Origin of the sequence: Burkholderia sp. 9779_493 (assembly GCF_015712215.1) — a bacterium.
Classification (GTDB): Bacteria; Pseudomonadota; Gammaproteobacteria; order Burkholderiales; family Burkholderiaceae; genus Burkholderia; species Burkholderia cenocepacia.
Genome location: NZ_JACCQA010000011.1, coordinates 65,956 through 92,105 on the forward strand (window position 1 = coordinate 65,956; position 26,150 = coordinate 92,105).

The following is a 26,150-nucleotide window of genomic DNA, read 5'->3' on the forward strand; positions in this document are numbered from 1 at the left end:
GGTGTCGCCGAAGCAATCGGCCGGTGCATCGGCGCACCGCTATAAAGTTGTGTATGCAACTTTATGAGATCCCCGCGATATACGCCGAGACGCGTTCAGCTCCGATCGTTCGCCGCGTTGCTTTCGAGGAAAGTGTCCACCGCGATCAGCGATTGTTCGTCGAGCGTGCCGAGCACGCTTTTCAGCTTCAACTGCAACTTCAGCGCATCGAGATAGCTGTCGAACAGCTTCTGCCGGATGCCCGAAATGTCGCGCCGCAGGTTCAGCGTTTCGTACGTCGTGCTGTAGCCGACCTGGTGCGCCTTCATCGACGAATCGTACGCGAGCCGCGCGGCCTGCAGCGACTGCTGCAGCGCGCGAATGCGCTTGCCGACCGATTCGAGCGCGGACAACGCCTCGCGATGATCGGTGCCCAGTTGCTCCTCGACCTCGCGCAGCCGGTTGCGGTACTGCTCGGTCACGTGCTCGGCCTCGACCTGCCGGTAGTACACGCTGCCGCCGGAGAAGATCGGGATCGTCACCTGCACGCCGACCGCGCTTTGATGGAAGTCCGAGCGATCGGTGAGCCCGCGCAGGTTCGGGTTGAGTCCGCGCGAATACGACGCGAACAGGTCGACGGTCGGCAAGTGCTCGGCGCTGACACGTTTCGCGGCGAGCCGCGCGACCTGAACGTCGCGATAGGCCTGCCGGTACGCGGGGTTGTCCTGCGGCGCGTAGTCGCCGGACGGAATGCGCGGCGAAGACCCGCGCATCGCGAGCCGCGGCCAGCGCGCGAAATCGATCGTCGAGCCGAGCAAGGTCTCGTAACGCGCGCGCCGCGCGTCGACGTCGGTCTGCGCGAGCGCCTCGTCGGATTGCGCGAGGCTGCGGCGCGCCTCGATCTCGGCGGTGTCGCCGATCGTCTTCATCCCGAGCTGCGCCATGCGCCGCGTGTCGCTTTCGAGCCGCGTGAGCGCGCTGACTTCGTCGTCGGCCGATTGCAGTTTCTCGCGCGCGCTCAGCAGATCGAAGCACGCATTCGCGACCCGCAGGATCAGGTCCTGCTTCGCGACTTCCAGTTTCTGCTTCGCCGCTTCCTCGTACTCGGTCGCGCGCCGCATGTCGTACAGGTAGGGCACGTTGAACAGCGCTTGCGTCACCTGCGCGGAACCGTATGCCGCGTTGCTCGATCCGCTGACGTCGATGCCGAACAGGTTCGCGTGCGTGCCGTAGCGCCCCCATTCGAGCTGCGCGGCAGCCTGCGGCAGCATCTGCGCGCGCGCCTCGGGGAATTTCTGGCGGGCCGCGTCGTATTCGCTGCGGGCTTGCAGGTAGCGCGGATCGTGCCCGGACGCGTACTGGTAGGCGGTATCGAGGCAGAACGCACGGGCGTGTGCCGGCACGCCGACTATCGTTACAGCGAACAATGTCATGGTTGCAAGTCGGGGATTCCACCTAGTCGAAAATCTTGATAGGGAAATACCCGCATCCGGTGTTGCCGACCCGCGATTCGTGCGCCTCGTTTCAAACATGGCCGTCTCCGTCTCCTGTCCGTGCCGCAATGCATTGCGGCGGGATTTAAACGTTTTGAAATTGAAATTCAAACAGCGTGAATGCCTGCTACTCGCCGCGCATCGGAAAATATGGCTGTAAGAGTGTGTCCTCCATTGAATTCCGACGCGCCCGCATGATAGCCTGATTTCGGCTGGTAATCGCAGTGATTATTAGATTAACAAGTCGCTCGGGATTAAAAGCCGTTGGTCTTTCAATGAAGGTTCTTTGCATCATCTTTATTTTTTACGAGGAGAGAATGATGAAGGTCATGACGACGGAACAGGTCAGGAATGTGCATGGCGGCGGTGCGATCAGCTCGCTGGGTAGCCTCGCCGTTGATGCCGCGCCGGTGGTGACCGCGCTCGGCCAATTCCTGCCGAGCCTCGGCAATTACCTGCAGAACCCGAAGACGTTCAATAACACCGGCAAGTAACCGCCGTGCGCGGGGAGGCGCCCCCCGCGTGAAATGCTGCGAAACAGAAGGAAAAGAATCGATCGCCGCAGTGGAAATAAAGTGACTTCGAAATGCATTATTTCGAAATCGGGCGATTGTCAGGAGGCGGGAGTGCCGGATTATCGCCGTAATAAAGTGAACGGCCATTGAGCTTGCAATTGGCCGACGGCTGTTGGCATTCCGACAATATAAAGGCCACAACAAATGCGAGACATCACGGAAGAACAGGCCCGCCAGATTCGGGGCGGCGCGTCGCTTTACTCCAACTCGGCCGCCTATACGGTCGATCTCGTCAATCAGTCGATCGGGACCACGCTGCAAGGCCTGATGACCCAGTACCAGGCCCACGCCGTCGAACAGTTCCGGATGTCGCTCGGCTCGTCGCGCTGAGCGGCCCGCCGAGCGGCCGGTAACGCCGATCTTCCGTCGCGGCCGGTAGCGCCGGCTGCGCCTCATGCGTATCGCGCACGACCCGCCACGGGCCCGCACCGGCCGGCCCGGGCGGCGCGTCGTCGCGCCCCGGGTGCCCGACCATGCTCTTCAATACGCGTAAAGTCCGTCCGGTCCTGCAGGACGAAGTGACGGAGTGCGGCCTGGCCTGTCTCGCGATGATCGCGTCGTGGCACGGGCGCGAAACGACGTTGCGCACGCTGCGCAACCGCTATCCGGTGCGGATCGACTCCGGCCTGTCGTTCTTCGACCTGATGGAGATCGCCAACGATCTCGGTCTGCGCGCCCGCGGGCTGCAGTTCGACGCGGGCGAGCTCGACGCGCTGAAGACGCCGTGCATCCTGCACTGGGGGATGAACCACTATGTCGTGCTGACGAAGGTCGGCTACGGCAGCGTGCATATCGTCGACCCCGCGCTCGGCGAGACGAAGCTGCCGCTCGCGCAGGCGCTCACGCACATCACCGGCTATGCGCTCGAACTGAATCCGGACATCGGGTTCACGCGGGCCGGGCAGGCCGACCGGATCCGGCTGCGCGACTACCTCGAAGGGCTGACCGGCATCCGCAAGAGCCTCGCGATCGGCATCGCGGGCGGCGTCGCCGCGCAGCTCCTGCTGCTGCTCGGCCCGTCGTACGTGCAACTGACGATCGACGAGGCGCTGAAGAAGACCGACGTCGACATCCTGTACCTGCTGACGATCCTGTTCGCGATCGTGTTCCTGTTCGACACGCTCTACGCGAACCTGGTCGGCAACATCAAGAGCTATCTGCGCAACATCGTGTCGCAGCAATTGTCGGCGAACCTGGTCGGCCATCTCGCGCGGCTGCCGATCGGCTATTTCCTGTTTCACAACACCGGCGATTCGATCTCGCGCGTGTCGTCGGTGTCGGAGGTCGGGCGGTTTCTCGTCGACGGGCTGGTCGGCGGGCTGCTGAACATCGTCACCTGCACGCTGACGCTCGTGCTGATGCTGTACTACAGCCCCGTGCTGGCCGGCATCAGCCTCGCCGGGATGGTGCTGTTCGCATTGAGCCGGCTCGCGATCCAGCCGCAGCTGCAGGACGCGATGTCGCAGATCCTCACCCGCGGCGCCGAGGCCGACGCGCTGCTGATCGAGAACATCCGGTCCGCGCATTCGATCAAGCTGCTGTCGGCCGAAACCGCGCGCAGCAGCCTGTGGGTCAATGCGTTCACGCAGAAGCTGCAGGCGATGCGCCAGCAGGAGCGGTTGCAATTGCTGTTCGATGCGATCTCGAAGGGGATCGTGCACGTCGAGCAACTGGTGATCGTCACATACGGCGCGTGGCTCGTGATGCACGGCCAGAGCACGATCGGCGTGATCTACGCGTTCATCCAGTACAAGAACCTGTTCGCGGACAAGTTCATCGATTCGATCCAGCTCTACGTGCGGCGCAAGGTGCTGCAGGTGCACATGGATCGCGTCGCGGACGTGCTGCAGACCGAGACCGAGGAGCCGGCGCCGGACGCGGTCGTGCGGCCGGTCGACGGGTTCGACGGCGCGCTGTCGATCCGCGCGCTGTCGTACACGCCGAAGGGCGGCCATCGGCCGATCCTGAGCGATGTCGCGCTCGACGTGCCGGCCGGCAGCAAGATCGCGATCGTCGGCCGTACCGGCAGCGGCAAGACGACGCTGCTGAACCTGATCTGCGGGCTCGTGCGGCCCGCGCCCGGCACGCTGTTCGTCGGCGGCGTCGATCTCGCGGAAGTGAACCTGCGGCAATACCGCAAGCATCTCGCGGCCGTCACGCAGTCCGACCAGCTGTTTCGCGGGACGATCCGCGACAACATCACGAATTTCGCGCCCGCGCCGCGGATCGGCGCGATGTTCGACGCGGCGAAGCTCGCATGCATCCACGACGAGATCGAGCGGCTCGACCATCGCTACGACACGCCGCTCGGCGATACGCAGAAATTCCTGTCGGCCGGCCAGATGCAGCGGCTGCTGATCGCGCGGGCGCTGTATTGCGAGCCGCGCCTGCTGATCCTCGACGAGTTTTCGTCGAATCTCGACCAGACGACCACGCACGAAATCTGCCGCAACGTGCTGACGCTGCCGTGCACGATCGTGCTCGTCACGCACGATGCGTCGATCCTGTCGATGGTCGACCGGATCTACCGGATGCACGACGGCGTGCTGACCGACGCGACCGACGCGACCGACGCGTGGCGTGCGAACGAGGAGGCGCGGTGATGCTCGGGCGACTGTTCCTGCTCAATCCGTTCTCCTATGCGTTCCTGGTGCGCCGCGCGGTGCGCGCGGTCGCGCTGCGCACGTCGCCCGCGCGCGGGCTGCGGCTGATGCGCTGGTGCTCGGGCGCGTGCCTGCGCTGCTTTCCGTGCATTCGCGAGTCGATCGAGCGCGCGGTCGCTTACATGCTGGGCGCGCACCTGAACGACGATCCGCGGCGCGTGCGGGAAGTGTCGGCCGCGATCGTGCGCGAGCTGTTCGAGGCCGAGTTCGCGGGGCTCAAGCTGCGCACGCACAGCCTCGCATCGATGAAGACGATGATCGACGGCATGGCGTGCGAGGGCGACGACCAGTTGCGCGCCGCACTCGCACGCGGCGGCCCGCTGATGCTGGCGGGGCTGCACTTCGGCAACCTGATGCTGTTCGTCACGAAGCTGCGTTTCATGATTCCCGACGATCGCAAGCTGATGGTGATCCTGCACCGCGATGCGCCGGGCGCGTTCTTCGACGATGCGCTGCGGCTCGTCGCCGAGTACGGCGCCGGCGAAGTCGAATTCATCGACATCGAGGAGCGCGTACACCTGCGGCGGCTGATCACGAGCCTGCGACGCGAGGCGCCGGTGTTCCTGCTGTTCTCCGACCTGCACGGCAAATTCGGCAAGACCAATCGCTGCCGGCTCGGCGGGCGCTGGGTGCGGATGGCCGGCGGCGGCGTGAAGCTCGCGGTCGAGCAGGGCATTCCGCTGCTGGTCGCGTATGCGACCGGCGTGCCGTTCCGCGATCGCTGCGCGGTGCATTTCACCGCGCTCGCGGCCAGCCCGCTCGCGCCGATGCTCGGCACCGACGACGACGCGTCACCGGTGCGCGCGACGCACCAGCGCATCGTCGACCGTCTCGAGCAGGCGCTCGTGCGCCAGCCCGAGCAATGGCATTTCTGGGAACACTTCACGCCTTACCTGATGCCGGCGCCGCTGCTCGATGCGGCCGCGCGGCGTCGCTCCTGACGAGCCCGCCCCATGCCGACCTGGAATTCCGCCCTCCGAGAACAGAAGCCGTCGCGCAAGCTCGCGCGCGGCACGACCTTCGGCACCGTGATTCACGGCGTCGTCGACGTGCCGGTGTCGATGCGGTTCTTCTGCTACCTGTCGCTGGCGATGTTCGCGATGTTCGTGACCGCGCTGGTCGAGCTGAGCTACGCGAACACCGAGAGCGTGTCGGGGATGCTGACGCCGCGCTCCGGGCTGATCGGCGTCGGTGCGCCGCCGGGCTGGGCGGTACGCGAGGTCTACGTCGGCAAGGATCAGCACGTGAAGGCCGGCCAGCGGCTGCTCGCGGTGACGCGCGACACGAGCTTCGTCAGCCAGGCGAACAACGTGCAGGGGATGCGCGCGGCGCTCGACCGGCAGCGCATCGAGGTGACGCAGCAGATTGATGCGGCGCGGCTCGAATACCGGTCGTCGGTGCAGCAGATCAACCAGCAGATCGCCGCGCAGGGCGAGAGCCGCGGGCTGATCGACCGGCAGATCCAGGACCAGAAGCGCATCGTCGACGAATACGGCGAACGGCGCGCACGCGTGAAGCAGCTGCTCGACGAACAGGTGGTGACGCTCGAACAGTACAACCAGGTCAACACGCAATACCTGCAGGCCGGGCAGGCGTACCAGGACCTGCTGCTGCGCCGCGCCGAACTCGCGAAGAACGCGATGAAGCTGCGCGGCGACCTCGACACGATGCAGAGCAAGTACGACGGCGCGAACGCGGAGCTGAAGATCAAGCAGGAGGAGCTGAACGCGAAGGAATACAACATCGACGAGAACGTGAACCAGGTGCTGTACGCGCCGGCCGACGGGCAGATCGTGCGGCTCGACGTCGTGCAGGGCAGCGTGATCGACCCGCCCGGCACGCGCGTCGTCGAGATCCTGCCGGCAAAGGCCGACGGGCTGATCGCCGAGGTCTACATTCCGTCGTCGAAGGCCGGCTTCGTGAAGAAGGGGCAGGCGGTGAAGGTTGCGTACGCAAGCTATCCGGTCGAGAAGTTCGGTACGTATCGCGGCAAGGTGCTGTCGATCTCGCCCGTCGCGTTCTCGGCGAAGGAGCTGAACCTGCCGGGCGATGCGGCCGCGCCGCAGACCTACTTCAAGACCTGGGTCGAACTCGCCGAGCGCACGCCGTCGTTCGACGGGCGGCCGCTGTCGTTGCGGGCCGGGATGATGCTGAAGGCGGACATCGTGCTGGAGCGGCGCAGCCTGCTCGAATGGCTGTTCGAGCCGCTGTACCGGATTCGCCAGCGCCTGTTCGGCGTGCCGGCCTGAGCCGATGGGGAATCGCGACACACGCCGCCGCCGCGCGCGGCCGGGCACCGTGCGCCCGCTGTCGCGCTGGCTCGGTGCGACGCTGGTCGCGTGCGCGACCGCCGCGCACGCCGCACCGCAGCCCGACGGCGACGCTGCATCGCGCTGGCAGGCCGGCGCCGACGGGATCGGATTCTGGCCGGGCGGCGATGCGGACGGCTTCGATGCGCACGCATGGACGACCAATGCGGAGCCGGCGCGCGGCGCACGCAACCCATCGTCGAGCGACGGACGGCAACCCGATACCGTCCCGCTGACCGCCCGCAAGATCACGCTCGGGCAGCGAACCGGCGCAGCCGCGCGCGCCTGCGCGGCCGCGGGCGACGACGGCGCGGACGGCATCGGTTTCGACGACACCGGTGCCGGCGGCGGCTGCGATCCGGCCGCCACGCACGATGCGCCGGCCGACGATGCAGCGGCGCGCGGCGTCGTCCATGCCGACCGGATGCCGTACGAACTGCATCCGGTCGATCCATCGCGGCTGCCCGATCTGCCGGCCGCGCAGGCGCCGCCCTTGCTCGAGCAACTGATGGGCGACGACCGCAACATGGTCGGTCTCGGCTGGCACTTCGTCGGGACGACCGGCCGCTCGACGCCCGTGACGACGCATACCGACGCGCTCGGGCTGAACAGTTTCCAGAACGCGGGTTCGAGCCTGTCGCTCAGCAATACGAACACGCTGGCGTTCACGTTCACGCATTTCGTCTCCGAGCACTGGGCGGCCGAACTCGGCGCCGGCATTCCGCCGGTGCTGACGCTGCGCGGGCACGGCAGCATCGCGCTGCCGCTCGACCGCATCTTTGCCGGCGTGCACGGCCGCTTTCCGCTGATCGATCTCGCGAACACGCAAAGCAACCCGCTCGCGACCACGCGGGCCTGGCTCGGCTCGGTCGTGTTCAAGTACTACCTCGGCGAGCGCGACGATCGGTTCCGCCCGTTCGCGGGCCTCGGCATCAGCTACACGCGCTTCACGAACACGAACCTGAACCCGGTGTTCCAGCGCAAGCTGGCGTCGCTCGGCGGCCTGCTCGCGGCGGGCGCGGACATCGGCAGCCTGCAGTCGCTGCTGCTCGATCCGGCGTTGTTCCAGCGGATCTGGGATGCCGGCGGCGACCTGCTGCTGTCGGGGCGGACCAACGTATCGGCGAAGGTGAAGAGCGTGTGGGAGCCGGTGTTCACCGTCGGCGCCGGCTACCAGATCACGCGCCGGTTCTGGATCACCGGGATGGTGACCTACATCCCGCTGCGCACCAGGATCACGCTCGACATCAGCCAGCCGAATCGCACGCTTGCGTCGAATACGTTCGATATTTCGGCGAATCCGGTGCTGGCCACCGTGCTGCTGAACTTCCGCTTCTGACGGGCATGGCCGCCCATTTTCATGAATTTGACGCGCGACGCTGGGATAATGGTGGGGTTTGGCTGCGTCAATGATGGAAGGAGGCCCCATGGGCGACAACGATACCCGCACCGAGACCGACAACCGCACCGATACGAGCTCGATGGAAGCGCGCCAGCGCCGTTTCGAGGAGGATCTCGTCGACGCCTACGATGAAGAGCTCGAGATGGAGCTCGACGACCGCCGCTTCGACGACGGTGAGGACCTGCTGTTCTCGCCCGAGCGCCGCGAAGCGCGCAAGGAATATTTCCGCGAGCTGTTCCGCTTGCAGGGCGAGCTCGTGAAGCTGCAGGACTGGGTCGTGCACACCGGGCATCGGCTCGTCGTCATTTTCGAAGGGCGCGACGCGGCCGGCAAGGGCGGTGCGATCAAGCGCATCACGCAGCGCCTGAACCCGCGCGTGTGCCGGGTCGCCGCGCTGCCCGCGCCGAACAACCGCGAGCGTACGCAGTGGTACTTCCAGCGCTATGTCGCGCATCTGCCGGCGGGCGGCGAGATCGTGCTGTTCGACCGCAGCTGGTACAACCGCGCGGGCGTCGAGCGCGTGATGAATTTCTGCACCGACGACGAGTACGAGGAATTTTTCCGGTCGGTGCCCGAGTTCGAGAAGATGCTGGTGCGCAGCGGGATCCAGATCGTCAAGTACTGGTTCTCGATCACCGATCACGAGCAGGAACTGCGCTTCCAGAGCCGCATCGAGGATCCGCTGAAGCAGTGGAAGCTGAGCCCGATGGATCTCGAAAGCCGCCGCCGCTGGGAGGCTTATACGGCCGCGAAGGAAGAGATGCTGCAGCGCACGCATATTCCCGAGGCGCCGTGGTGGGTCGTGCAGGCGGTCGACAAGAAGCGCGCGCGGCTGAACTGCATTCACCATCTGCTCGGCCAGGTGCCGTATCACGAGGTGCCGCGTCCGACGATCGATCTGCCGCAGCGCGAACATCACGAGGATTACATTCGCCGGCCGGTGCCGGACAACATGATCGTGCCGGACGTTTATTGACCGTTCGAGCCGGTCGACACGCGATGTGACGAAGCGCGCCGCATGATGCGGCGCGTTTTTTTGAGGCGTTCCGGTCGATGGCGGGCGATGCGGTGCGACAGGTTTGACAGTCTTTCAAGATGTCGGATTGACGGTCGCGAAAGCGTACCGTCATGTTCGCGCCGATATGCGTCGACACCGTTGAAACGGTGCGATTCCGGCGCACTGAGGAAAAACCAGTCGCGCCGAGGGTCCCAGGCGGTAGCCGGAACCTGAGAGACCTTGTAAAAAGTGGAGCGTGCGCCGCGCGGGCTTGTCGCCGCAGCGGCTCACATCTCCGGAAAGCCCGAGCGCCCCTGCGTCAGGTCGAACAGTTCGACTCTTGCCGCGGCTTCGGCGGTTTCGGGCAGCTTGATCACGAGCTTCACCGTCATTCCGTACGCGCTGTCCACCAGCGCGTAACCCGCCTGTTCGATCCAGCGGCGCACGCGCGCCTCTTCCGGGTAGCCGATCTCGATCGCGAGCCGCGTGTACCGAATGCGCTCGACGCGCTCGGCATCGAGCAGCGCCGACGCGATCGCATCCGTGTACGCACGCACCAGCCCGCCCGCGCCGAGTTTCACGCCGCCGTAGTAACGCACGACCGCGCCGAGCACGCCGTCGAGGTCGTGATGGCGCAGCACTTCGAGGATCGGCCGGCCCGCCGTGCCCGACGGCTCGCCGTCGTCCGACATACCCGACTGGCCGCCCGCCAGCAGCGCCCAGCACACGTGGGTGGCCGCCGGATGTTCGTCGCGCAGGCGTTGCAGTACCTGCATCGCGGCATCGCGATCCTCGACGGGAACCGCGTACGCGATGAAACGGCTCTTGCGGATTTCGAGTTCGCGGATGTAGGTGGTGGCGAGCGAGTAACTCATGCGTCGCGACGCGGAAAATGGTGGGAAATCAAGGCGATGATGATGTGTCGATGCTTTTGGCGTTGGCCCGCGGACGGATGGATATCGTCTGCATGAACGGAGGGCGAAGGCACGATTTTACCGTGCCAGGCATACGCGGCGTCGATGGACGCGTTGGCCGGTACGGGATTCGTCACCGAAGACCATGCAGGGCAGGCATCGCATCAGCGCACGCCGACCGACGACCGGAGCGCCGCGCCCAGCGTGCGTAGCGCCTGCCGGGCGCGCGCATCGGTCAGGCTCGAGTAGAGCACCACGTCGCGCGTCGGCAACGGCGGCAGCCCGTAACGCATCCCCACGTCCACGGTGCCGGCGGGCGCCACGCGATGCCCGAGCGCCGCGACGGCCAGCCCCGCGGACACCGCCGCGCCGATCGTCGCCACGCCGCCGCCGACAAAGACCTCCGTCCACGCGACCCCGGCCTGATCCAGCGCGTCGACCGCCATGCGGCGCACGCTGCACGGTTCGGCCTGCGTCGCGAGCCGCAGCGGTTGCGGCGGACGGTACTCGAAATCGGCCGCCGCCATCCAGCCGAACGACTCCGACAGGATGGTTTCGCCGTCGAGCCGCCGGCTGTCGTGTTGCAGCGCGACGGCCGCGTCGAGCTGGCCGCGGTCGAACGCGTCGAGCACGTCGCGCGATGCGGCGACGCGAATCTCCAGCACGAGCGCCGGCTCCGCTTCGCTCATCCGCCGCAGCAGCATCGGCAGGTCGGCGCCGACGACATGGTGGCTGACACCGATCACCAGCCGCCGCTGGCTCGTGCCGAACGCGCTGATTGCTCCGTGGTGAGCGGCCACCAGTTCGCGCGCCGGCTCCAGGAACGCGGTGCCGTCGGCCGACAGGCGAACCTGCCGCGGCGTGCGTTCCAGCAGGCGGCGGCCGAGCCCGTCTTCCAGCCGCTTGATCTTCAGGCTCACCGCGGACTGCGTCGTGTCCAGCACTTCCGCGGCCCGCGTGAAGCTCTTGAGGTCGGCGGTCAGCACGAATGCCTGCACGGCTTCGATGTCGAGCGTTTTCATCACACCCTCGTCCATTTCAGAATCGAATCATTGAAATATTCTGCCATCTCCTTTTCAAATGATTCAAGGTCTTCTACGCTGCGTTCATGCCGTCCGGAATGCCGTCCGTTTCTTTCGCCAGGAGTCGATCATGTTGACCGCGTACTACGTGCACCGCCTGCCGGCGGACTACGATCTCGACATCATCCGCGATCGCGTGCGCGAGCGCGGCCGGCTATGGGACGACACGCCCGACCTGCTGTTCAAGGGCTTCCTGCTGCGTGAGGCCGGCCGCCATGGCGCGACGGAAAACGGCTACGCGTCGTTTTACCTGTGGCGCAACGAGCAGGCGTTCGCGCGGTTCGTGACGGACGGCCGCTATCGGGTCGTCACGGACAGCTTCGGCCGCGCGCCGATCGACACGCAGATTGCGCTCGACGCGCGCAAGGGCAGTGCGTCGACGGGACGTTTCGCGCGTCTGGAGACGATCGAGATTCCGGCGGACGCCGATCTCGATGCGGTCCTGGCGCGAGAGATCGCACGCAATCGCGAAGCGGCGGCACGGCCGGGCGTGGTCGCGGCGGCCGTCAGTCTCGATCCGCTGCGCTGGCGGCTGACGCGTGCGCTCGTGACCGAACATGAACCGGACGACGGCGGCGCGGGCACGATGTACCAGGTCCTGCATCTGGCGAGACCGTTGCTCGACACGCTGGAAGCGGGCGGCGCGTGATGGCCGGCATCGCGTCGCGACTGCCGGCAGGGGTGGTGATTGCCGCGCATCTGGCGGGCGTGGTGGCGGGCATCGTCGCGATCGCGGCGCTCGCGACGGTGCTGGCGCTGCTGTTCAGGTAACGCGTTGCAGTGCAGAGACGGTTGATGCGGGGGCGCCGCGCATGCGATGCACGGCGCCCCCGGCCGCTTCTTCGTCGCTCGCTCAGTGGCTTTGCAAGCGGATATCGCGCGACGACGCGCCGACATACACGGTTCCGCCCGACACGACCCGCCAGCCGTTGCGCGACGTATCCCAGACGCTTTGCATCCGCGGCGACACGGTTATGTGCACACGCCGTGCCTCGCCCGGATTCAGCCGGATCTTCTCCCAGCCGACCAGCCGCTTGGGCGGCTCGTCCTTGTACGGCACGCCGAGATAGACCTGCGGTATTTCCGCGCCGGCCACGCGCCCGTCGTTGCGCACGGTAAACGCGACGCTCAGCGAGCCATCCCATTGCTTCGACACCGACAGTCCCGAATACGCGAAGTGCGTATACGACAGGCCGTAGCCGAACTCGAACATCGGCTTGATGTTGCGCGCGTCATACCAGCGGTAGCCCATGTTCAGCTTTTCCGCGTACACCGGGTCGGTCTCGAACGCGCCGTTTTGCCCCCACGTCGGCGAATCCTGATCGCGCGCCGGGAAGGTCACGGGCAGCTTGCCGGACGGGTTGACCGCGCCGAACAGCACGTTCGCGATCGCCTTGCCGCCGGCTTCGCCCGGATACCATGCCTCGACGATGGCCGACACGTTGTCCTTCCACGGCATCAGTACCGGATTGCCGCTCTGGACGACGACGATCGTATGCGGATTCGCACGCGCGACGGCTTCGACGAGCGCATCCTGGTTCGACGGGTTCGCGAGGCTCAGGCTTTGCAGGTCGCCGAAATCCTCGCCAGCCGGCTGCGCGACCACGACGATCGCGACGTCCGAGCGGCCGGCGAGCGCTGCGGCCTGGTCGATCTCCTGCTGCGTGTACGCGCGGAACGGCGACTGCTGGTCGCTGTTGCCCGCATACGTGACCTGCGCGGCCGGCGCCAGCGCGCGGATCGCCGCGACGATCGGCACGTCGACCTTGAGCCACGGATTGCGCCACCAGCTGCACCCGGTCGACGACCCGAACGTCAGGCCGCCGCAGCCTGCGAACGAACCCGTTACGGGATCGCGCGTGTTGCCCGAGCCGCCGCCGGACAGCACGGCCGCATCCGCATGGCCGCCGATCACGGCGATACGCGACAGCGCCGACGCGACGAGCGGCAACTGGTTGCCGTCGTTCTTCAGCAGCACGATCGACTGCTCGGAAGCCGCCTGCGCGAACCGGTTGCCGGCCGCGAAATCGATCGTGCCGCCGCCTTTGGCCGGATCGTCCATCACGCCGACGCGGATCATCACCGCGAGCTTGCGGCGCACCATGTCGTCGAGGCGCGCGGTCGACACCGAGCCGTTCGCGATCGCCTGCTTGACGGCTGCCGGCGTCAGGTACACGCTCGGCCCGACGTCTTCTTCCTCGTCGAGCCCGGCGTTGATCGCGGCGGCGGTGCTGTGCGTGGCGCCCCAGTCGGACTGCACCTGGCCCTGGAAGCCCCATTCGTTCTTCAGCACGTCGTTCAGCAGGTGAGGGTTCTCGCACGCATAGGCGCCGTTCAGGCGGTTGTAGCTGCACATCACGCTGCCGGGCCGGCCGCGCTTCGCGGCGATCTCGAACGGCAGCAGGTACAGCTCGCGCAGCGTGCGTTCGTCGATCTGCGTATTGCCGCCCATCCGGCCGTGCTCCTGCTCGTTGCCCGCGTAGTGCTTGATCGTCGCAATGACTTTCTGCCGCTGCGTGGCGAGCGTGCGTTCGGCGAGCAGATCGCCGGCGAGCAACGGATCCTCGCCGAGATACTCGAACAGGCGGCCGCCGCGCGGCTCGCGCGCGAGATTGGTGCCGCCGCCGAGCCCCATGCCGAATCCTTGCGCGCGCAACTGGATCGCGACCTGCTTGCCGAAGTCGTACGACAGCCGCCGATCCCAGCTGGCGGCAACCGCGATCGTCGCCGGGAACGTCGTGCTGGCCTGCGACGTGCTGCCGGAGCCGGTGGCCGAATCGACCATGTTCAGATCGGGAATGCCGAGCCGCGGCACGCCCTGGATGTACCCGGCGCCGCCGCCCGGCACCTTCGACATTTCGTATTGCGAATGAATGAACTGGAGTTTCTCGTCGAGCGTCATCTTGCGCACGAGCAGATCGGCGCGCCGTTGCGCGGCCACCGATGCGAACGCGTCGGTGGCGTCGCCCTGCGCATTGAAATCGGCGTCGCCGGCGTAGGCGGTGGTGCAGAGGGTCGCTGCCAGCACGACGGCCGGCCAGAGGGTGTCCCGCATGTTGCTCTCCATGATCGTATTGCCGGTTGTTCGGATGATGTCTGGAGCTGCGCACGTCCGGTGGATTCGCACCGGACGCATTCGGCTGGCGATGCAGGGTGGTTGCGCGTCGGCATGCCAGGCCAGGCGGGGAATCGTTACGGCCGGTTGGGCTCGACCGGTCAATGCGGGCGGCGACGCGCAGGCCGCCCGGCATTGTCGAATCGGATGTAGCGATTCTCTGCTGCGACTAATGGTATGAATGTAGTTTGACTACAGCATCGGTGTTTCTACCGATACGTGCGATCTTTATTTCGTAGTCACGCGAGGTGGCGTGAGGAGGCGGTCATCGTTCCCGATCGAGGCTGTGTGATCGGGTAAGAAGTACTGGGCGGAAAGCGGTTTTGCGGGTAAGTCGGCGGGGCGCAGATCGATTCGTTGCATGCGCATCGAACGGAGACTTGGGTCATTTCACGCACTGTGCGTCGAATTCGCCGCTTCTATTCTGGCGCGGGCGTGTATGAACGACCGTGCGCGCTCATTCCCGTTGATTGCCGACTTGTTTGGATCGCGATTGAATTGCGACGATATGGAGCGTTTGAATGACAGCAGAATTTCCGGCTACATACGTTGTGGGTACCTCGGCCGGCCTCACGGCCCGCCCGCTTCTGCAGGAACTGGTCGATCTTCCGATGAGCGTGAGGCGGTTCGGCGTCAAGGGTGACGGCGTGACCGACGACACGGCGGCGCTTCAGGTGGCGCTCAACGCGGGGATTCCGCTGTATTTCCCGCCGGGGACTTACCTGTACGGCAATACGCTGAAGGCAGCGGCGTCGATCGTCGGCGCAGGGTGGGACTCGATTCTGCAATGCACGACATCGCAAGGCCAGAATTCGGCGATTTACTGGAGCGGCGCCAGTCATTTCAACATCCGCAATCTGCAATTCTTTTCAGCGAATGCGACCGCGTATTACCCGGACGAGAACGCCGGCTCGATCAACTTGCGGGACTGCAGCCAGTTCGAAATCTCGGGGTGCAAGTTCAACAATGCGGCCGGTGGCGGCGCGCTGATGCGCAGTTGCGTCAACGGCAAGGTGTTCGGCAATACGCTGCTCGACATCTGGCATGACGGCATTCATGTAACCAAGGCCAGCGCGGATATCACGATTACGAACAATGAAGTGATCAACGGCGGCGACGACGCATTCGCGGTGGTCGGTTACTTCAATGAGGGCGTCCGGCCTCGCCGGATCACGATCGCCAATAACCGGGTGGTAGGCACCAAATACGCACGCGGCATCGCGATCGTCGGGGCTCAGGACATCACCGTGGCCGACAACCAGATCTACAACCCGATGGCGGCCGGTATTTATGTCGCGTCGGAACTGACGAGCGTGTATCAGTCGTACGGCAACGACAATGTGACGGTCGCGAACAACCTCCTGGATACGTGCGGCGTTCAATCCAACATCGGCGCGATAGTCAATGCGCCCAATGGACCGCTCGGCTATGGCGCATTGGTCGTGACCGCGACGGCAGGCTTCAACAATTCGAACATCACGATCGTCAACAACACGATCAAGAATGCAGCGGGGTCGCCGATCGGGCTGTGGCAGCCGAGCGGAAGCAACATCCACGTCAACATCTCGCAGAACACGATCACCAATGCATGGGATCCGAACAACAAGAACGGATTCCCGTTGACGACGATCGCCGCGACGTCGGGCGCCGCGACGCTGAACTTTGCCAATACCCCGGGTGTCGCGGTCGGCATGGCGGCCTGGTATTTCAACGGGTCGACCAGCGTGCCGATCGGTACGGTCATGGCGGCGGGCGCGTCGACGGTCACGCTCGAGCAGAATGCGACAGTGCCGAGCGGCGGAACCGTGATCTTCGCCGGGGTCGGGTTGTTCGGCGCGACGATCAAGACTACCGCGTCGGCCGCGAGCGGCGCGACATCGTTGACGTTTGCCACGACGACGGGGGTGCCCTACAACGACAACTACGGTTTCGGCGCGCCCGGAGACGAAACGACAGGCGTGTCGATCGGACAGGGCGTCAGCGGGACCAACATCGCGGCCGGCACCTTCGTGACCGGCGTGACGGGGAGTGTGGTCACGCTGAGCAAGGCGACGACCGGCACCGTGGCGAGCGGTGCTTCGATCGTCTTTACCCCGATGGTTTGCATGACGTCCCAAACGATCACGACATCGGCTGCTGCCGCGGCGGGAACCAACACGCTGACGTTCACGCCGTATCCGTCGGCACGCGGCTGCGCGGTGGGACAAGGTGTCACCGCAACGAATATCCCGGTCGGCACGTACGTGACGTCGGTTTCCGGTAACGGAAATGGTCCGACCGTGACGCTGTCGAACAATGTCACGGGCAGCGGAATCGCCAGCGGCACATCGATCACGTTCACCGGCACTGGCGGACTGAGCGCCGTTTCCGGCATCGCGCTGTACAACACGCGAGGGTGCATCGTCTCGAAGAATCAATTCTCCGGCATTGCAAAGGACGCAATCTACGTGGACGGATCCTGTACGTCGTTCACCGAAGTCAGCGGCAATACCGGTGAAAACATCGGCTGCTGCAACGGCTTCGCCCGCCTCGTCACGGTCGGCGCGCTCGCGGCCGGCGCATCGCTCAAGTTGCGCGGAAACTACATGGCCCAGCCGGTCAACTATCCACGCGCGATCGATGCGCTGATCTCGTCGAGCTCATGGGCCTGCACGTCGTGGAGCGAAGACAACATCGCGCAAAACGGTTTCGTCGGCTTCGGTGTGCAACTGACGCCGGTTGTGCAGGCGGTGGGGGCTTCGCCATGGACGTTCGCGAACACCTACCCGAGCGCGGTCAGCCTGTCGGTCGCCGGAGGCACCGTGTCGTCGATCGGCGTGTCCCGAAACGGGCAGGCTGCCTATGCGTGCGGACTGACGAACGGGATGATCGATCTCAAGCCCGGCGACGCGATGACGGTCACCTATAGCGTTGCGCCCGCTGTCACGATGATTCCGCGGCTGGGCCAGTAACGCACGGCGCCGTTCCGGCATTCAGGCGACCAGCAGGTATCAAACGAATCTGTCAACCACACTCTCAGGATCGGTATGGCATTCCAGCTCAAGGATCGCGTTCAGGAAACGACCACGTCCACAGGTACGGGGGCGTTGTCCCTTGCCGGTGCAATGACGGGATTCCGCACATTTTCGTCCGTGTGCGCCAATGCCGATACGTTCTATTACGGGCTGCAAGCCGTAACGGGTACCGGTGTCCCGAGCGGGAGCTGGGAGATCGGCATCGGCACATACAACGCCAGCGCGAACACGCTGTCGCGCACCACCGTGCTGGCGTCGAGCAATGGCGGTGCGGTCGTCAATCTTGCCGCAGGTACCACCCAGGTATGGATGGATTTACCGGCAGCGCTTCCGGCCAATCTGCCGGTCAGCGCCAAATATTTTGGTGCGAAGGGGAACACCAGGATCGTCAACGATGGCGTCACGACATCGGGGTCCACCGCGTTTTCGTCGGCCTCGGCGGCGTTCACCGCGGCGGACATCGGCAAGCGTATCGACATTGCGACGACGAACGCCAGCGGCGTTGCAACGCTGGTCGTTTCCACCACGATCGCGGCGTTCGTCAGCGCAACGCAGGTCACGCTCGCGAAAGCGGCCAATGCGTCGTCGACAGGGGCGAATGTGGTCTATGGCAGTGACGACGGCCCGGCCCTGACGGCCTGGTTGAACTACCTGATGACCATCTGGCCCGTCAAAGGCGACCTGCCTGCCGGGGTCTACTATTCCAGCCTCGCGCTTCCCCCGATCACGAAGCCGATCGCCGTGTTCGGGCATTCGGCCCGCACCTCGATCATCCAGTTCGGCGCGGGGGTCAGCGGCCAATGCCTGACGGTATTGAACGCGGGCTTCAACAATGAAGCGACGGATTTGCCGCAAACCGGCAACGTGTCATGGACGTCCAACATGGCCGTCCTCGCCGGGTGCGTCCTGCGCGACTTTACCCTTCAGGGCAATCGCGCATGCGCATCGCTGCAACATGGGCTGGTGTTGCAGGGCAACGTGGACTGGCTCGACGTCGCTCACGTGAACTGTCTGTATTTTCGCGGCGGCGGCGTGCTGTGGATGGACACCGGCAGCGGATCGACGCAAGCACGCGCCACCGTGCGCGAAGTCAATCTGAACACGATGAAGATCAGACACTGCGGCGACCTGTCGACGAATACGCCCAGTTTCGGCATCTACCTCGATGACAGCCCGGCTGCCCCTACGTCCGATTCATCGAACCTGTTCAACCTGAACAATATCGACATCATCTTCAGTTACGGTACCGCACTGGCCGTGCAGGACCGGCGCACGTCGAATACCGGTGTTTCGCTGTACGGAATCCAAGCGAGAAACATCGTGCTGCACGACCGGATGACCACGATGGGGCTGAGCGGCGGGCGGATGTTCAGCGTCATCGGGCAAGTCACCAACTGCCTGTTCGACATCAACTTCCCATTGAGCGCACGTAACGACTACGCGGCGGAGATTCTGCCGAACCCGAATTTCAATGTCTATCCCACGGACAATGAATTTACCTTCGCATTTCCGAAGACGGTGAAGGGGGTGACGATCGGGAACATCGGCTACAACACGATCAGGTTCAGGAATTATTTCGGATGCGCCGAGGCGGTATTCATTTCCACCGAGAGTCCGTACAACCTGAGAATCGATTGCGAGACCGACAGCGTGTTTCAGCAGGTCACCTCGGCGCTGGTGTTGACGGGGACGGGCGCCGTCGCGATTCCGGGCTGGTCGTTCGGTACGACGCCGAACCTGTCGATCTTCATGCCGGTGAATGCAGTCAACGGGACCGGCGACACGACGCTGGCGACCATTTTCGGCATCACGGGCACGATCGCGCGTTCCGGAAGCGTCACGGCCGGAACCGACACCTATACGTTTACGCCGTCTTCATCCAGTACGGCGTACATTCCTGCCGGCGAATACTTTTCGAAGATATGTGTCGATGCGTCGCAAGGCAACGGGGTTTCCGGGCGCTACAAATATATTCCCGAGGACCGCTACGGACGCGCCGTCAACAGCGCGTGGGCCAGCGGGCGCCTGCTGCAGATGTGGCCGTGGCAATTCCACGTCGAAAATGCGACCGGGCTGGTCCGTTACAGCTACGGGGTGCCGACGGCCGACAGCGCGGGCAATGCGCTGGCGGTTTGGTCCAACGGCTTCGTCGGCACCAGTTCGACGCCCGGCGTGACCGGCATCAGCAAACTGACGGCGAACTATGCGTCGCCGACGATGCTGACCAACCTGGTCGGCGGGATCGACGGCCAGTCGGTCAGGATCATCGCGACCAACGGCAACTGCACGATCGCGAACAACGCGAACATCCAGACGACGACGGGGGGAAACGTCGTCATGGCGAGCGGGCAGGTCCTGACCTTTACGTTCGACGCGACGCTGAACAAGTGGTGTGGTGGTTAGCAATCCGAGGGCGTGATGGCCTATTGAGAACGTAGCGGCCACCCGCGTACGTCACGCCGTTCGGGCGCTGAAAGTCCGGGCGGGGAGTCGTCTCGTTGATCGTGCATCGTATGGCGACACGCATCGTGTCGCTCACGCGAGGTCGCGGCGTATTCCCGCCCGGATGAATGAAGCGGCGTGCATCACCGGGTGGTGTAGGTCCGGCTCGCACGCCGGCTTGCCCGAGGCCGACACGCGGACTCACTTGGTGATCAGTGCGCCCGTCAAACCCGCGCTGATCGCCGGCAGCAGCAGATTCAACACGCGGCTGGCCCGGACGAGCCCGGTATTGTCGACATAGACGATGTCCTTCGACGCGAGCGGGAACTGGTTCGCGAGCAGCATCGAAACCGGCGACTTCATGTCGAGTCGATAGACCACGGGATCGCTGTCGTCTGCCTTGCGCAGTACGAAGACCTGTTTGGCATTCGACGTCTGCTGGTTCAGTTGGCCTGCCTGTGCGAGTGCTTCGTTCAGCGTGAGCGAACCGTCACGTTGCGGCGGCACGGCCAGCGGTTTGTTCACCTCACCCATCACGTAGACGGGGTTGTCTTCGCGTGCACTCACGTGGAGCAGGTCGCCTGGCTGCAGCATGATGGCGGCGGGGTTTTTGCCCGTTTGCATCATCCGCGCGACATTCACCGGATACGTCGTTCCATTGCGCGTAATCGTTACACGACTTTGATCCGCGGTCGGTGCAAAGCCGCCGGCACGATTGACCGCTTCGACGAGGGTCATCGGAATGTCGTTGATCGCCTGCGAACCGGGTGCGCGCACTTCACCATCCACATACACCTGCTCCGCGCGGAACGACGCCACGCGAACGGTCACCTGTGGCTTCACGAATACCTTCCTGAGCTCGGCACTGACTTCCCGCTGAACCTGCGCCGCAGTTTTTCCTGCCACGTGGATCGGTCGCGTCATGTATGGAAACTGCACGTTACCGTCGCCATCGATCACGAAACCAGGCGCGGCGTCGGAGGACTTGGTGTTCGGCGTCGGCTGGCCGGCGGCGGTAGCGAATTCGGGGTGATCCCACACGGTGATCTGCAATACGTCGCCAGGACCGAGCTTGTAGCTGCTCGGCTTGCCGAGCAGATTGTCCGGAACGGGCAACGCGGAGTGGCTCTTCTGCTGCGCACGAATCAGCCCGATCAGCGTCAGGTCGATCTGCTTGACCGGAACCTTCATGTCGCTGGTCACGTCACCGTTCTCGTCAGTCGTGACCGGCAATGCAGGCGAGGATGCCATGTGCTGGCCCGGCGCAAAGGCACAGGCGGAAAGCAGGGCGGAAATCGCCAGGTAAAGGGCAGCGCGCATTCGGCGTCCTGTCGGGTTGTTCTGGTCCGGCACTGACGTGTCGAATCGTTGGTGGTTGCTCATGTCGTCATTCAGCATGGTTAAACGAGAAACATTGATGCGACGCACATGCGTGGATACTCGCCGTTTTCCGGGCCGCCGGCGACAGACATGGCGGGCGTTCATCCCCCTGCCCATATGCTGGCCGTCCCGATCAACCGACTGTCGGACGCCTCGACGTCATCGCATGCTGTCGGGTGAGCCGGCCGACCCGAGATTGATTCCCGCATGGATCATGTTGGATGAACCACGGAAAAAAGGATGTGCGTTAGTTCACCAAGCCGCGGATGGCAGGACATATTGGCCGCTCGAGATGCGTGGCTGACGTGGGCCAAAAACAGGGCCAAACCTTGTCGAGCGAATGAGTTCAGGGAGGCCGGGCACGTTGTGTCGAACCGCTCCTCGACGTCGTACGAGACGGGGTGGCAACCCGGAGGTTCGCTTACTCGGAGCTTCTTAATGTAAGGAATCGCACTCAGAAAACCACGCATTTATCGCATAGTGACCTGAACAGGCAAGGGCATTTGTTTCTGTTCGGGACTCGGCGGTGCGGTCGTGCATGCAGGCGGTCGGACGCAGACAAGTGCCTCGCATGATGTGCCGAGAGAATGACCCGGATCGACTGGCGCGACATGCGTGATCAATAGCACGCACGGTGACAGGATGCCCGTCAGAATGGCAATTTGGGAGCGTATGCATGACATTGGATAGGCCTTCATCGAAGCAATCCCGAGACCGGCCGGGAAGTGTTTCTCGCAACGGGGTTGACTTCACGCTGGTCCAGTTGCTGGAAAACGTGTTCGATCACGGGCGTGTTTTCCTGGCCGTTTTCCTGGGATGTTTGCTGCTGGCGCTCGTGTATGCCATTGCGGCAACACCGGTGTACTCCGTGGATACGTTGATCCAGGTCCAGGAAAACAAGCACAGTGCGCTCGGTTCGCTATCCGAAATTTCGAACGCGCTGGATATCGAGAACTCGGCCGTAGTCGGCGAGATCGATATCGCGCGCTCGCGCGCGGTCGTCACCCAGGCCATTGACGCTACCGTCGCGCAGGTGGATGTGTCGGTCCGGAATACGATTCCGCTCGTTGGCGGTTTACTCGGTTCGATATTGCCGAAGGATCGCAATGGCCTCGTCGAGCCGTGGTTCAATACGCCGTTCTGGGCGTGGGGCGGCGAGAGGATCGAGTTCACCAAATTCGACGTTCCGGATGCGCAGCTCGGCAAGAAACTGGAGCTCGACTATCTCGACGGCAATCGCTTCCTGTTGAAGGACAGCAATGATCAAGAGGTGTTGACCGGGAAAGTCGGCCAACCGAGCGAAGCCAACGGATATCGGGTAGAGATATCGCGCATCGTGGCACGTGTCGGTACGGAATTCCGCGTGCGCCGTGTCGCCACGCCGGTGCGACTCGAGGCGGTCCTGAAAAAACTGAACGGCGCGGAAACGAAACGCCAGTCGGGCATCATGCAACTGAGTTTCGAGGACCCCGACCCGGTGTTTGCCGCGCGGCTGCTCAACGCCATTGCCGCCGCCTATCTGGATGCCAAGGCGAAGCGACGCTCGGAGGACGCCGAACACAGTCTGACGTTTCTCGACACGCAATTGCCGCTGGTGAAGAAGCGACTGGAGCAGGCTGAACATGCGTTGAACGAGTTTCGCAATGCGCAGGGGTCGATCGATGCGCAAGGTGATGTGCAACTGCTTATCGACCAGTTGGCCTTGGTCGAAAAGTCACGGCTCGAAGCCAAGCTCGAGTATCAGGATCTGGCGTCGAAGTATGTCGCCGGACAGCCTCAGCTCACCGCGGTAGCCAGCAAGCTGAAGACGCTCGATCAACAGTCGGCGGAATTGAAAAGCAGGGTTGCGCGCTTGCCGTCGCAGCAGCAGACCTATTTGCGTCTGTCACGCGACGTCGATGTCAATAACCAGCTCTATATCGGCTTGATGAACAACGCGCAGCAGCTGCAAATTGCCAAGGCGGGCACGGTCGGCAATGCGTCCGTCATCGACAAGGCCGATGTCAGCGACAAACCGGTTCAGCCGAAGCGCCTGCTCGTCATCGTGCTGGGTGCGGCGATCGGATTGATATTGGGCGTTGCTGCGGCACAAGGCTGCGCGCTGTTTTTCCAGCGCGTCCGGAATCCGGAGCAATTGGAGCAAGTGGCCGGCGTCCCGGTGCTGGGCATTCTCCCGGTCTCGCCACATCAGGTCGAGGCCGACCTGAACGACCGGGCAGCGTTCATTGCTGCCAGGGAGTATCCGGATACGCCGCTGACCGAAGCGCTGGACAATCTGGCTCTGTTGCTGCGTTACGGGCCGAGTGCTGAGCAGGGGAAATCAAGGGTCGTTCTGATCACGTCGCCGGAGCCGGCGCAGGGCAGGTCGCTGATCTCCGCCAATCTCGCCTACCTCTTATCGGAAAGCGGTCTCAAAACCTTGCTTGTGCGCACCGATGCGGACGAATCGGGCGGAGATCGACACGTGGCGGTGAAGTACCAGAAAGGATTGTCGGATGTCGTGACCGGTTCGCTGGAACTCGGGAAGGCGATCGTTCACATCCGTGAAAATTTCGATGTGCTGCCTGCCGGAAAACGTGTCGAGCCGTGGCGACACCTGTTCGAAACGAAACGGCTCGAGCCGTTGATCACCGCATGGCGAAGCGAATACGACGTGGTCGTCGTGGATGCGCCGTCGGCGCGCCCGGCGGCGAACGTCGCGATGTTGTCGAGGCTCATGGACGTCACGTTGATGGTGGCGCGACAAGGTTCGGTCAGCTACGCCGGCGTGGTGGATGCGATCCGGAATTTGAATCGGGTCGGCGTGAAGGTAGACGGGCTGGTATTCAACGGCTTTCAGCCTTCACCGTTGCAGTGGAGCCATTACGCGAACGTCCGTCGACATACGAAAGCAGTCAAGTCGCGGATAGAGCCGGGCGACGTCGTACCCAATGCATTTCTGTTCAGGGCATGGGAGCGGGTAAGAAAGGGACTGCTGAGAAATGTTGCCTGATGTCGCTTGCACGAGTCGATTCACTGGTTCATGACGGAAACAAGCGATATGGCGGGATGTTTCAGCGCGCCCGTCACAAGCGCGATGCACGTTGGGGCACCGGCGCAGGTTCGCGCAAGGGCGCAATCATGCGGCGGCCGGCGCGTGCGCAGGCTCGACCGGGGTGCCGCCGGTGGAACGAATTTCGGGTTGCAGCATGATAGATAAGACTACGCGAGCGATACCGGACACCGGCCCCATATCCGCAACCGGGGTGACGATATCGACGCTACTCGCGCTTGCATTTGTGATCAACGCGATGATGCCGGCGCTCGGAATGAAAGCGGAGAGCGCCACATGCACGTTGTTGTTGGCAACATCGGGGCTCGTCGTCCTGGTCAAGTATCGTCCGGTGTTTGCCGTGACGGTGCTCTATGTGCTTGCGATCGGGCTGACCGCATTTCTTGCCGGCGTGGGACTGGAGGACGGTGGATACCTGCGGGAAACCGATATCTCGGGTGAGGCGACCGGCGCTTTCAGCCGACTCCTTTCGTTCTATCTGGTTTTTGTCGTCTGTGCGCTCGTTGCATTCGACCGGTTCCTGGATGAGCGCCCGTCGCACAAGTCGATCAGGGCGCGGATTGCATTGCAACCTGTCAGCGTGGCGATGGGGTTCGCACTTGCGGCCGCGATCATCGTGACCGGTGTGCTGGCGGGGTTGACGTCGGGATTCTCGCTGTTTACCGGCATCAACCGGTATGCGTTGCGCAACGACGCGTCGAACGGCGCGATGTTCAATCTGTTCCTGAACAATCAGACCTTCATGGGTTTTTTGCTGGGCACCATCGCCACCAGTTCCAATAAACGCATCCGGTGGTTGGCGATCGTCACGATGGCGGTCGATCTCGGGCTCAACGTGCTGCATGGGGAGCAGTTCATGGCGGTGCTGCATATCGGCCTGTGCTCGCTGGCGCCGTTCATCGCGATTCATGCGATGAACGGCAAACCGGTCGTGCGTTATCTGGGTATCGGTGCGGGACTGGCGTTGTTGCTCGGCACCGTTTCCATCATTTACGCCTACCGGGGGCAGGGGCTGGAAGTGGCCGATGTGATCTCGTCGCGCTTTCTGCTGCAGGGGCAGCCGTGGTACGTGGTGGACGGTGATGCGCGCATGTTCGCGGCGCCGGCGCTGGGTGGCGCGGCTGCTTTTTGGCGTTTCGTGAACTCTCTCGCTTCCTGGACGATGCCGACCTTTTTCGACGATTCCCAACCGAGTGGTTTGCGTGACTTGATGGTTTCGTATATGGAGCCTCAGCTCCTCAAGGCCTACATCTTCGACGACGTCACGTTCACGATGGGAAACATGGCGGTGCCGGTGTATTGGTTTGGTTATGCCGGGGGGGCGGCCTTCGTCGCGATGACCGGCGTCGTGTACGGCGCGCTGGCCGCGTTGCAGATCCTGGTCACGATGCGTGGCGGGGTTGTGATGTTGTGGCTGATGGCGAAGGTCTTTTCGTATGCGACCTTTGCCGTTCAGCAAGGCGATTACTGGATGATGTTCGGTTCGCGCACGGCTTTCTATGCGTTGGCCGCGCTGGCCTGGTGGTACGTGATCGACCGGAAGCATTCCGGCGCGAGCTGAGGCGGCATGCGCCTGGGTCGTCGCGCGGAACGAAGGCGATGTCGACGACCGGAACCGTTTCGGTCGATGCGTCGAGCGTGGATGTCGCGTCGCGAACGTACGGGCGATGGATTCGACTTCGATCGCAACGCCGGAAAGTCGTGACGAGACACCCCGGTTTTTACTATTTCAG

General features: G+C 63.9%; 18 protein-coding genes. 13 read left to right on the top strand and 5 right to left on the bottom strand.

What is annotated here, in order from left to right:
* Positions 1–95: 95 nt before the first annotated feature.
* Positions 96–1,511, bottom strand: a complete 1,416-nt coding sequence (locus tag H0X95_RS13455) for a TolC family protein (protein WP_059723277.1) — start codon at positions 1,509–1,511, stop codon at positions 96–98.
* 281 nt (positions 1,512–1,792) lie between these two features.
* Between H0X95_RS13455 and H0X95_RS13460 the strand changes: the two genes are divergently transcribed.
* The 7 genes from H0X95_RS13460 to ppk2 all read left to right on the top strand — a co-directional run bounded on the left by H0X95_RS13460 (position 1,793) and on the right by ppk2 (position 9,397).
* A complete protein-coding gene (locus H0X95_RS13460; RefSeq protein WP_006495012.1) occupies positions 1,793–1,966 on the top strand; it encodes a hypothetical protein in 174 nt (57 codons plus the stop codon).
* 225 nt (positions 1,967–2,191) lie between these two features.
* Complete coding sequence (locus H0X95_RS13465) at positions 2,192–2,377, top strand: hypothetical protein (protein WP_006479215.1); 186 nt, start codon at positions 2,192–2,194, stop codon at positions 2,375–2,377.
* A 143-nt stretch (positions 2,378–2,520) separates the two neighbouring features.
* Entirely contained in the window at positions 2,521–4,650 is a 2,130-nt protein-coding gene (locus tag H0X95_RS13470) for a peptidase domain-containing ABC transporter (RefSeq protein WP_059723280.1), read from the top strand.
* A complete protein-coding gene (locus H0X95_RS13475; RefSeq protein WP_006481683.1) occupies positions 4,647–5,651 on the top strand; it encodes a hypothetical protein in 1,005 nt (334 codons plus the stop codon). Before H0X95_RS13470 ends, H0X95_RS13475 begins: the two co-directional genes overlap by 4 nt.
* Positions 5,652–5,663: 12 nt before the next feature.
* Positions 5,664–6,959: an HlyD family efflux transporter periplasmic adaptor subunit gene (locus H0X95_RS13480; protein ID WP_059723283.1), complete on the top strand. Its 1,296-nt coding sequence runs from the start codon at positions 5,664–5,666 to the stop codon at positions 6,957–6,959.
* Between the two features lie 4 nt (positions 6,960–6,963).
* A complete protein-coding gene (locus H0X95_RS13485) occupies positions 6,964–8,358 on the top strand; it encodes an OmpW/AlkL family protein (RefSeq protein ID WP_059723286.1) in 1,395 nt (464 codons plus the stop codon).
* A gap of 88 nt (positions 8,359–8,446) precedes the next feature.
* A complete protein-coding gene (ppk2, locus tag H0X95_RS13490) occupies positions 8,447–9,397 on the top strand; it encodes a polyphosphate kinase 2 (RefSeq protein ID WP_006490762.1) in 951 nt (316 codons plus the stop codon).
* A 308-nt stretch (positions 9,398–9,705) separates the two neighbouring features.
* Here the strand turns inward: ppk2 and H0X95_RS13495 are convergent, their stop codons facing one another.
* Positions 9,706–10,293 carry an IMPACT family protein gene (locus tag H0X95_RS13495; RefSeq protein WP_006490745.1) on the bottom strand — a complete coding sequence of 196 codons (588 nt, stop codon included), beginning with the start codon at positions 10,291–10,293 and terminating at the stop codon, positions 9,706–9,708.
* Between the two features lie 203 nt (positions 10,294–10,496).
* Complete coding sequence (locus H0X95_RS13500) at positions 10,497–11,354, bottom strand: LysR family transcriptional regulator (RefSeq protein ID WP_012493284.1); 858 nt, start codon at positions 11,352–11,354, stop codon at positions 10,497–10,499.
* Positions 11,355–11,484: 130 nt separating this feature from the next.
* Here H0X95_RS13500 and H0X95_RS13505 point away from each other — a divergent pair, with 130 nt between their 5' ends.
* Both H0X95_RS13505 and H0X95_RS36175 read left to right on the top strand, forming a co-directional pair.
* Positions 11,485–12,063, top strand: a complete 579-nt coding sequence (locus H0X95_RS13505; protein ID WP_006490749.1) for a DUF4865 family protein — start codon at positions 11,485–11,487, stop codon at positions 12,061–12,063.
* Positions 12,063–12,185: a hypothetical protein gene (locus H0X95_RS36175; protein WP_012493285.1), complete on the top strand. Its 123-nt coding sequence runs from the start codon at positions 12,063–12,065 to the stop codon at positions 12,183–12,185. The genes H0X95_RS13505 and H0X95_RS36175 overlap by 1 nt, the downstream gene beginning before the upstream one ends.
* Before the next feature lie 82 nt (positions 12,186–12,267).
* Here H0X95_RS36175 and H0X95_RS13510 read toward each other — a convergent pair whose 3' ends face one another.
* Positions 12,268–14,469 (bottom strand): glycoside hydrolase family 3 C-terminal domain-containing protein, encoded by a 2,202-nt coding sequence (locus H0X95_RS13510; RefSeq protein ID WP_006492957.1) that lies wholly within the window; start codon positions 14,467–14,469, stop codon positions 12,268–12,270.
* Between the two features lie 581 nt (positions 14,470–15,050).
* Between H0X95_RS13510 and H0X95_RS13515 the strand changes: the two genes are divergently transcribed.
* Both H0X95_RS13515 and H0X95_RS13520 read left to right on the top strand, forming a co-directional pair.
* Positions 15,051–17,480, top strand: a complete 2,430-nt coding sequence (locus tag H0X95_RS13515; RefSeq protein WP_059723289.1) for a right-handed parallel beta-helix repeat-containing protein — start codon at positions 15,051–15,053, stop codon at positions 17,478–17,480.
* A 75-nt stretch (positions 17,481–17,555) separates the two neighbouring features.
* On the top strand, positions 17,556–19,946 hold the full coding sequence (locus H0X95_RS13520) for a hypothetical protein (RefSeq protein WP_059723291.1): 2,391 nt from the start codon (positions 17,556–17,558) through the stop codon (positions 19,944–19,946).
* 240 nt (positions 19,947–20,186) lie between these two features.
* Here the strand turns inward: H0X95_RS13520 and H0X95_RS13525 are convergent, their stop codons facing one another.
* The gene (locus tag H0X95_RS13525; protein WP_012493286.1) at positions 20,187–21,368 is read right to left on the bottom strand and encodes a polysaccharide biosynthesis/export family protein; all 1,182 of its coding nucleotides are present in this window, start codon (positions 21,366–21,368) and stop codon (positions 20,187–20,189) included.
* A gap of 673 nt (positions 21,369–22,041) precedes the next feature.
* Here H0X95_RS13525 and H0X95_RS13530 point away from each other — a divergent pair.
* A complete protein-coding gene (locus H0X95_RS13530; protein WP_196446079.1) occupies positions 22,042–24,357 on the top strand; it encodes a GNVR domain-containing protein in 2,316 nt (771 codons plus the stop codon).
* Positions 24,358–24,553: 196 nt separating this feature from the next.
* Complete coding sequence (locus tag H0X95_RS13535; RefSeq protein WP_059723297.1) at positions 24,554–25,978, top strand: DUF6418 domain-containing protein; 1,425 nt, start codon at positions 24,554–24,556, stop codon at positions 25,976–25,978.
* The last annotated feature ends 172 nt before the right edge of the window (positions 25,979–26,150 follow it).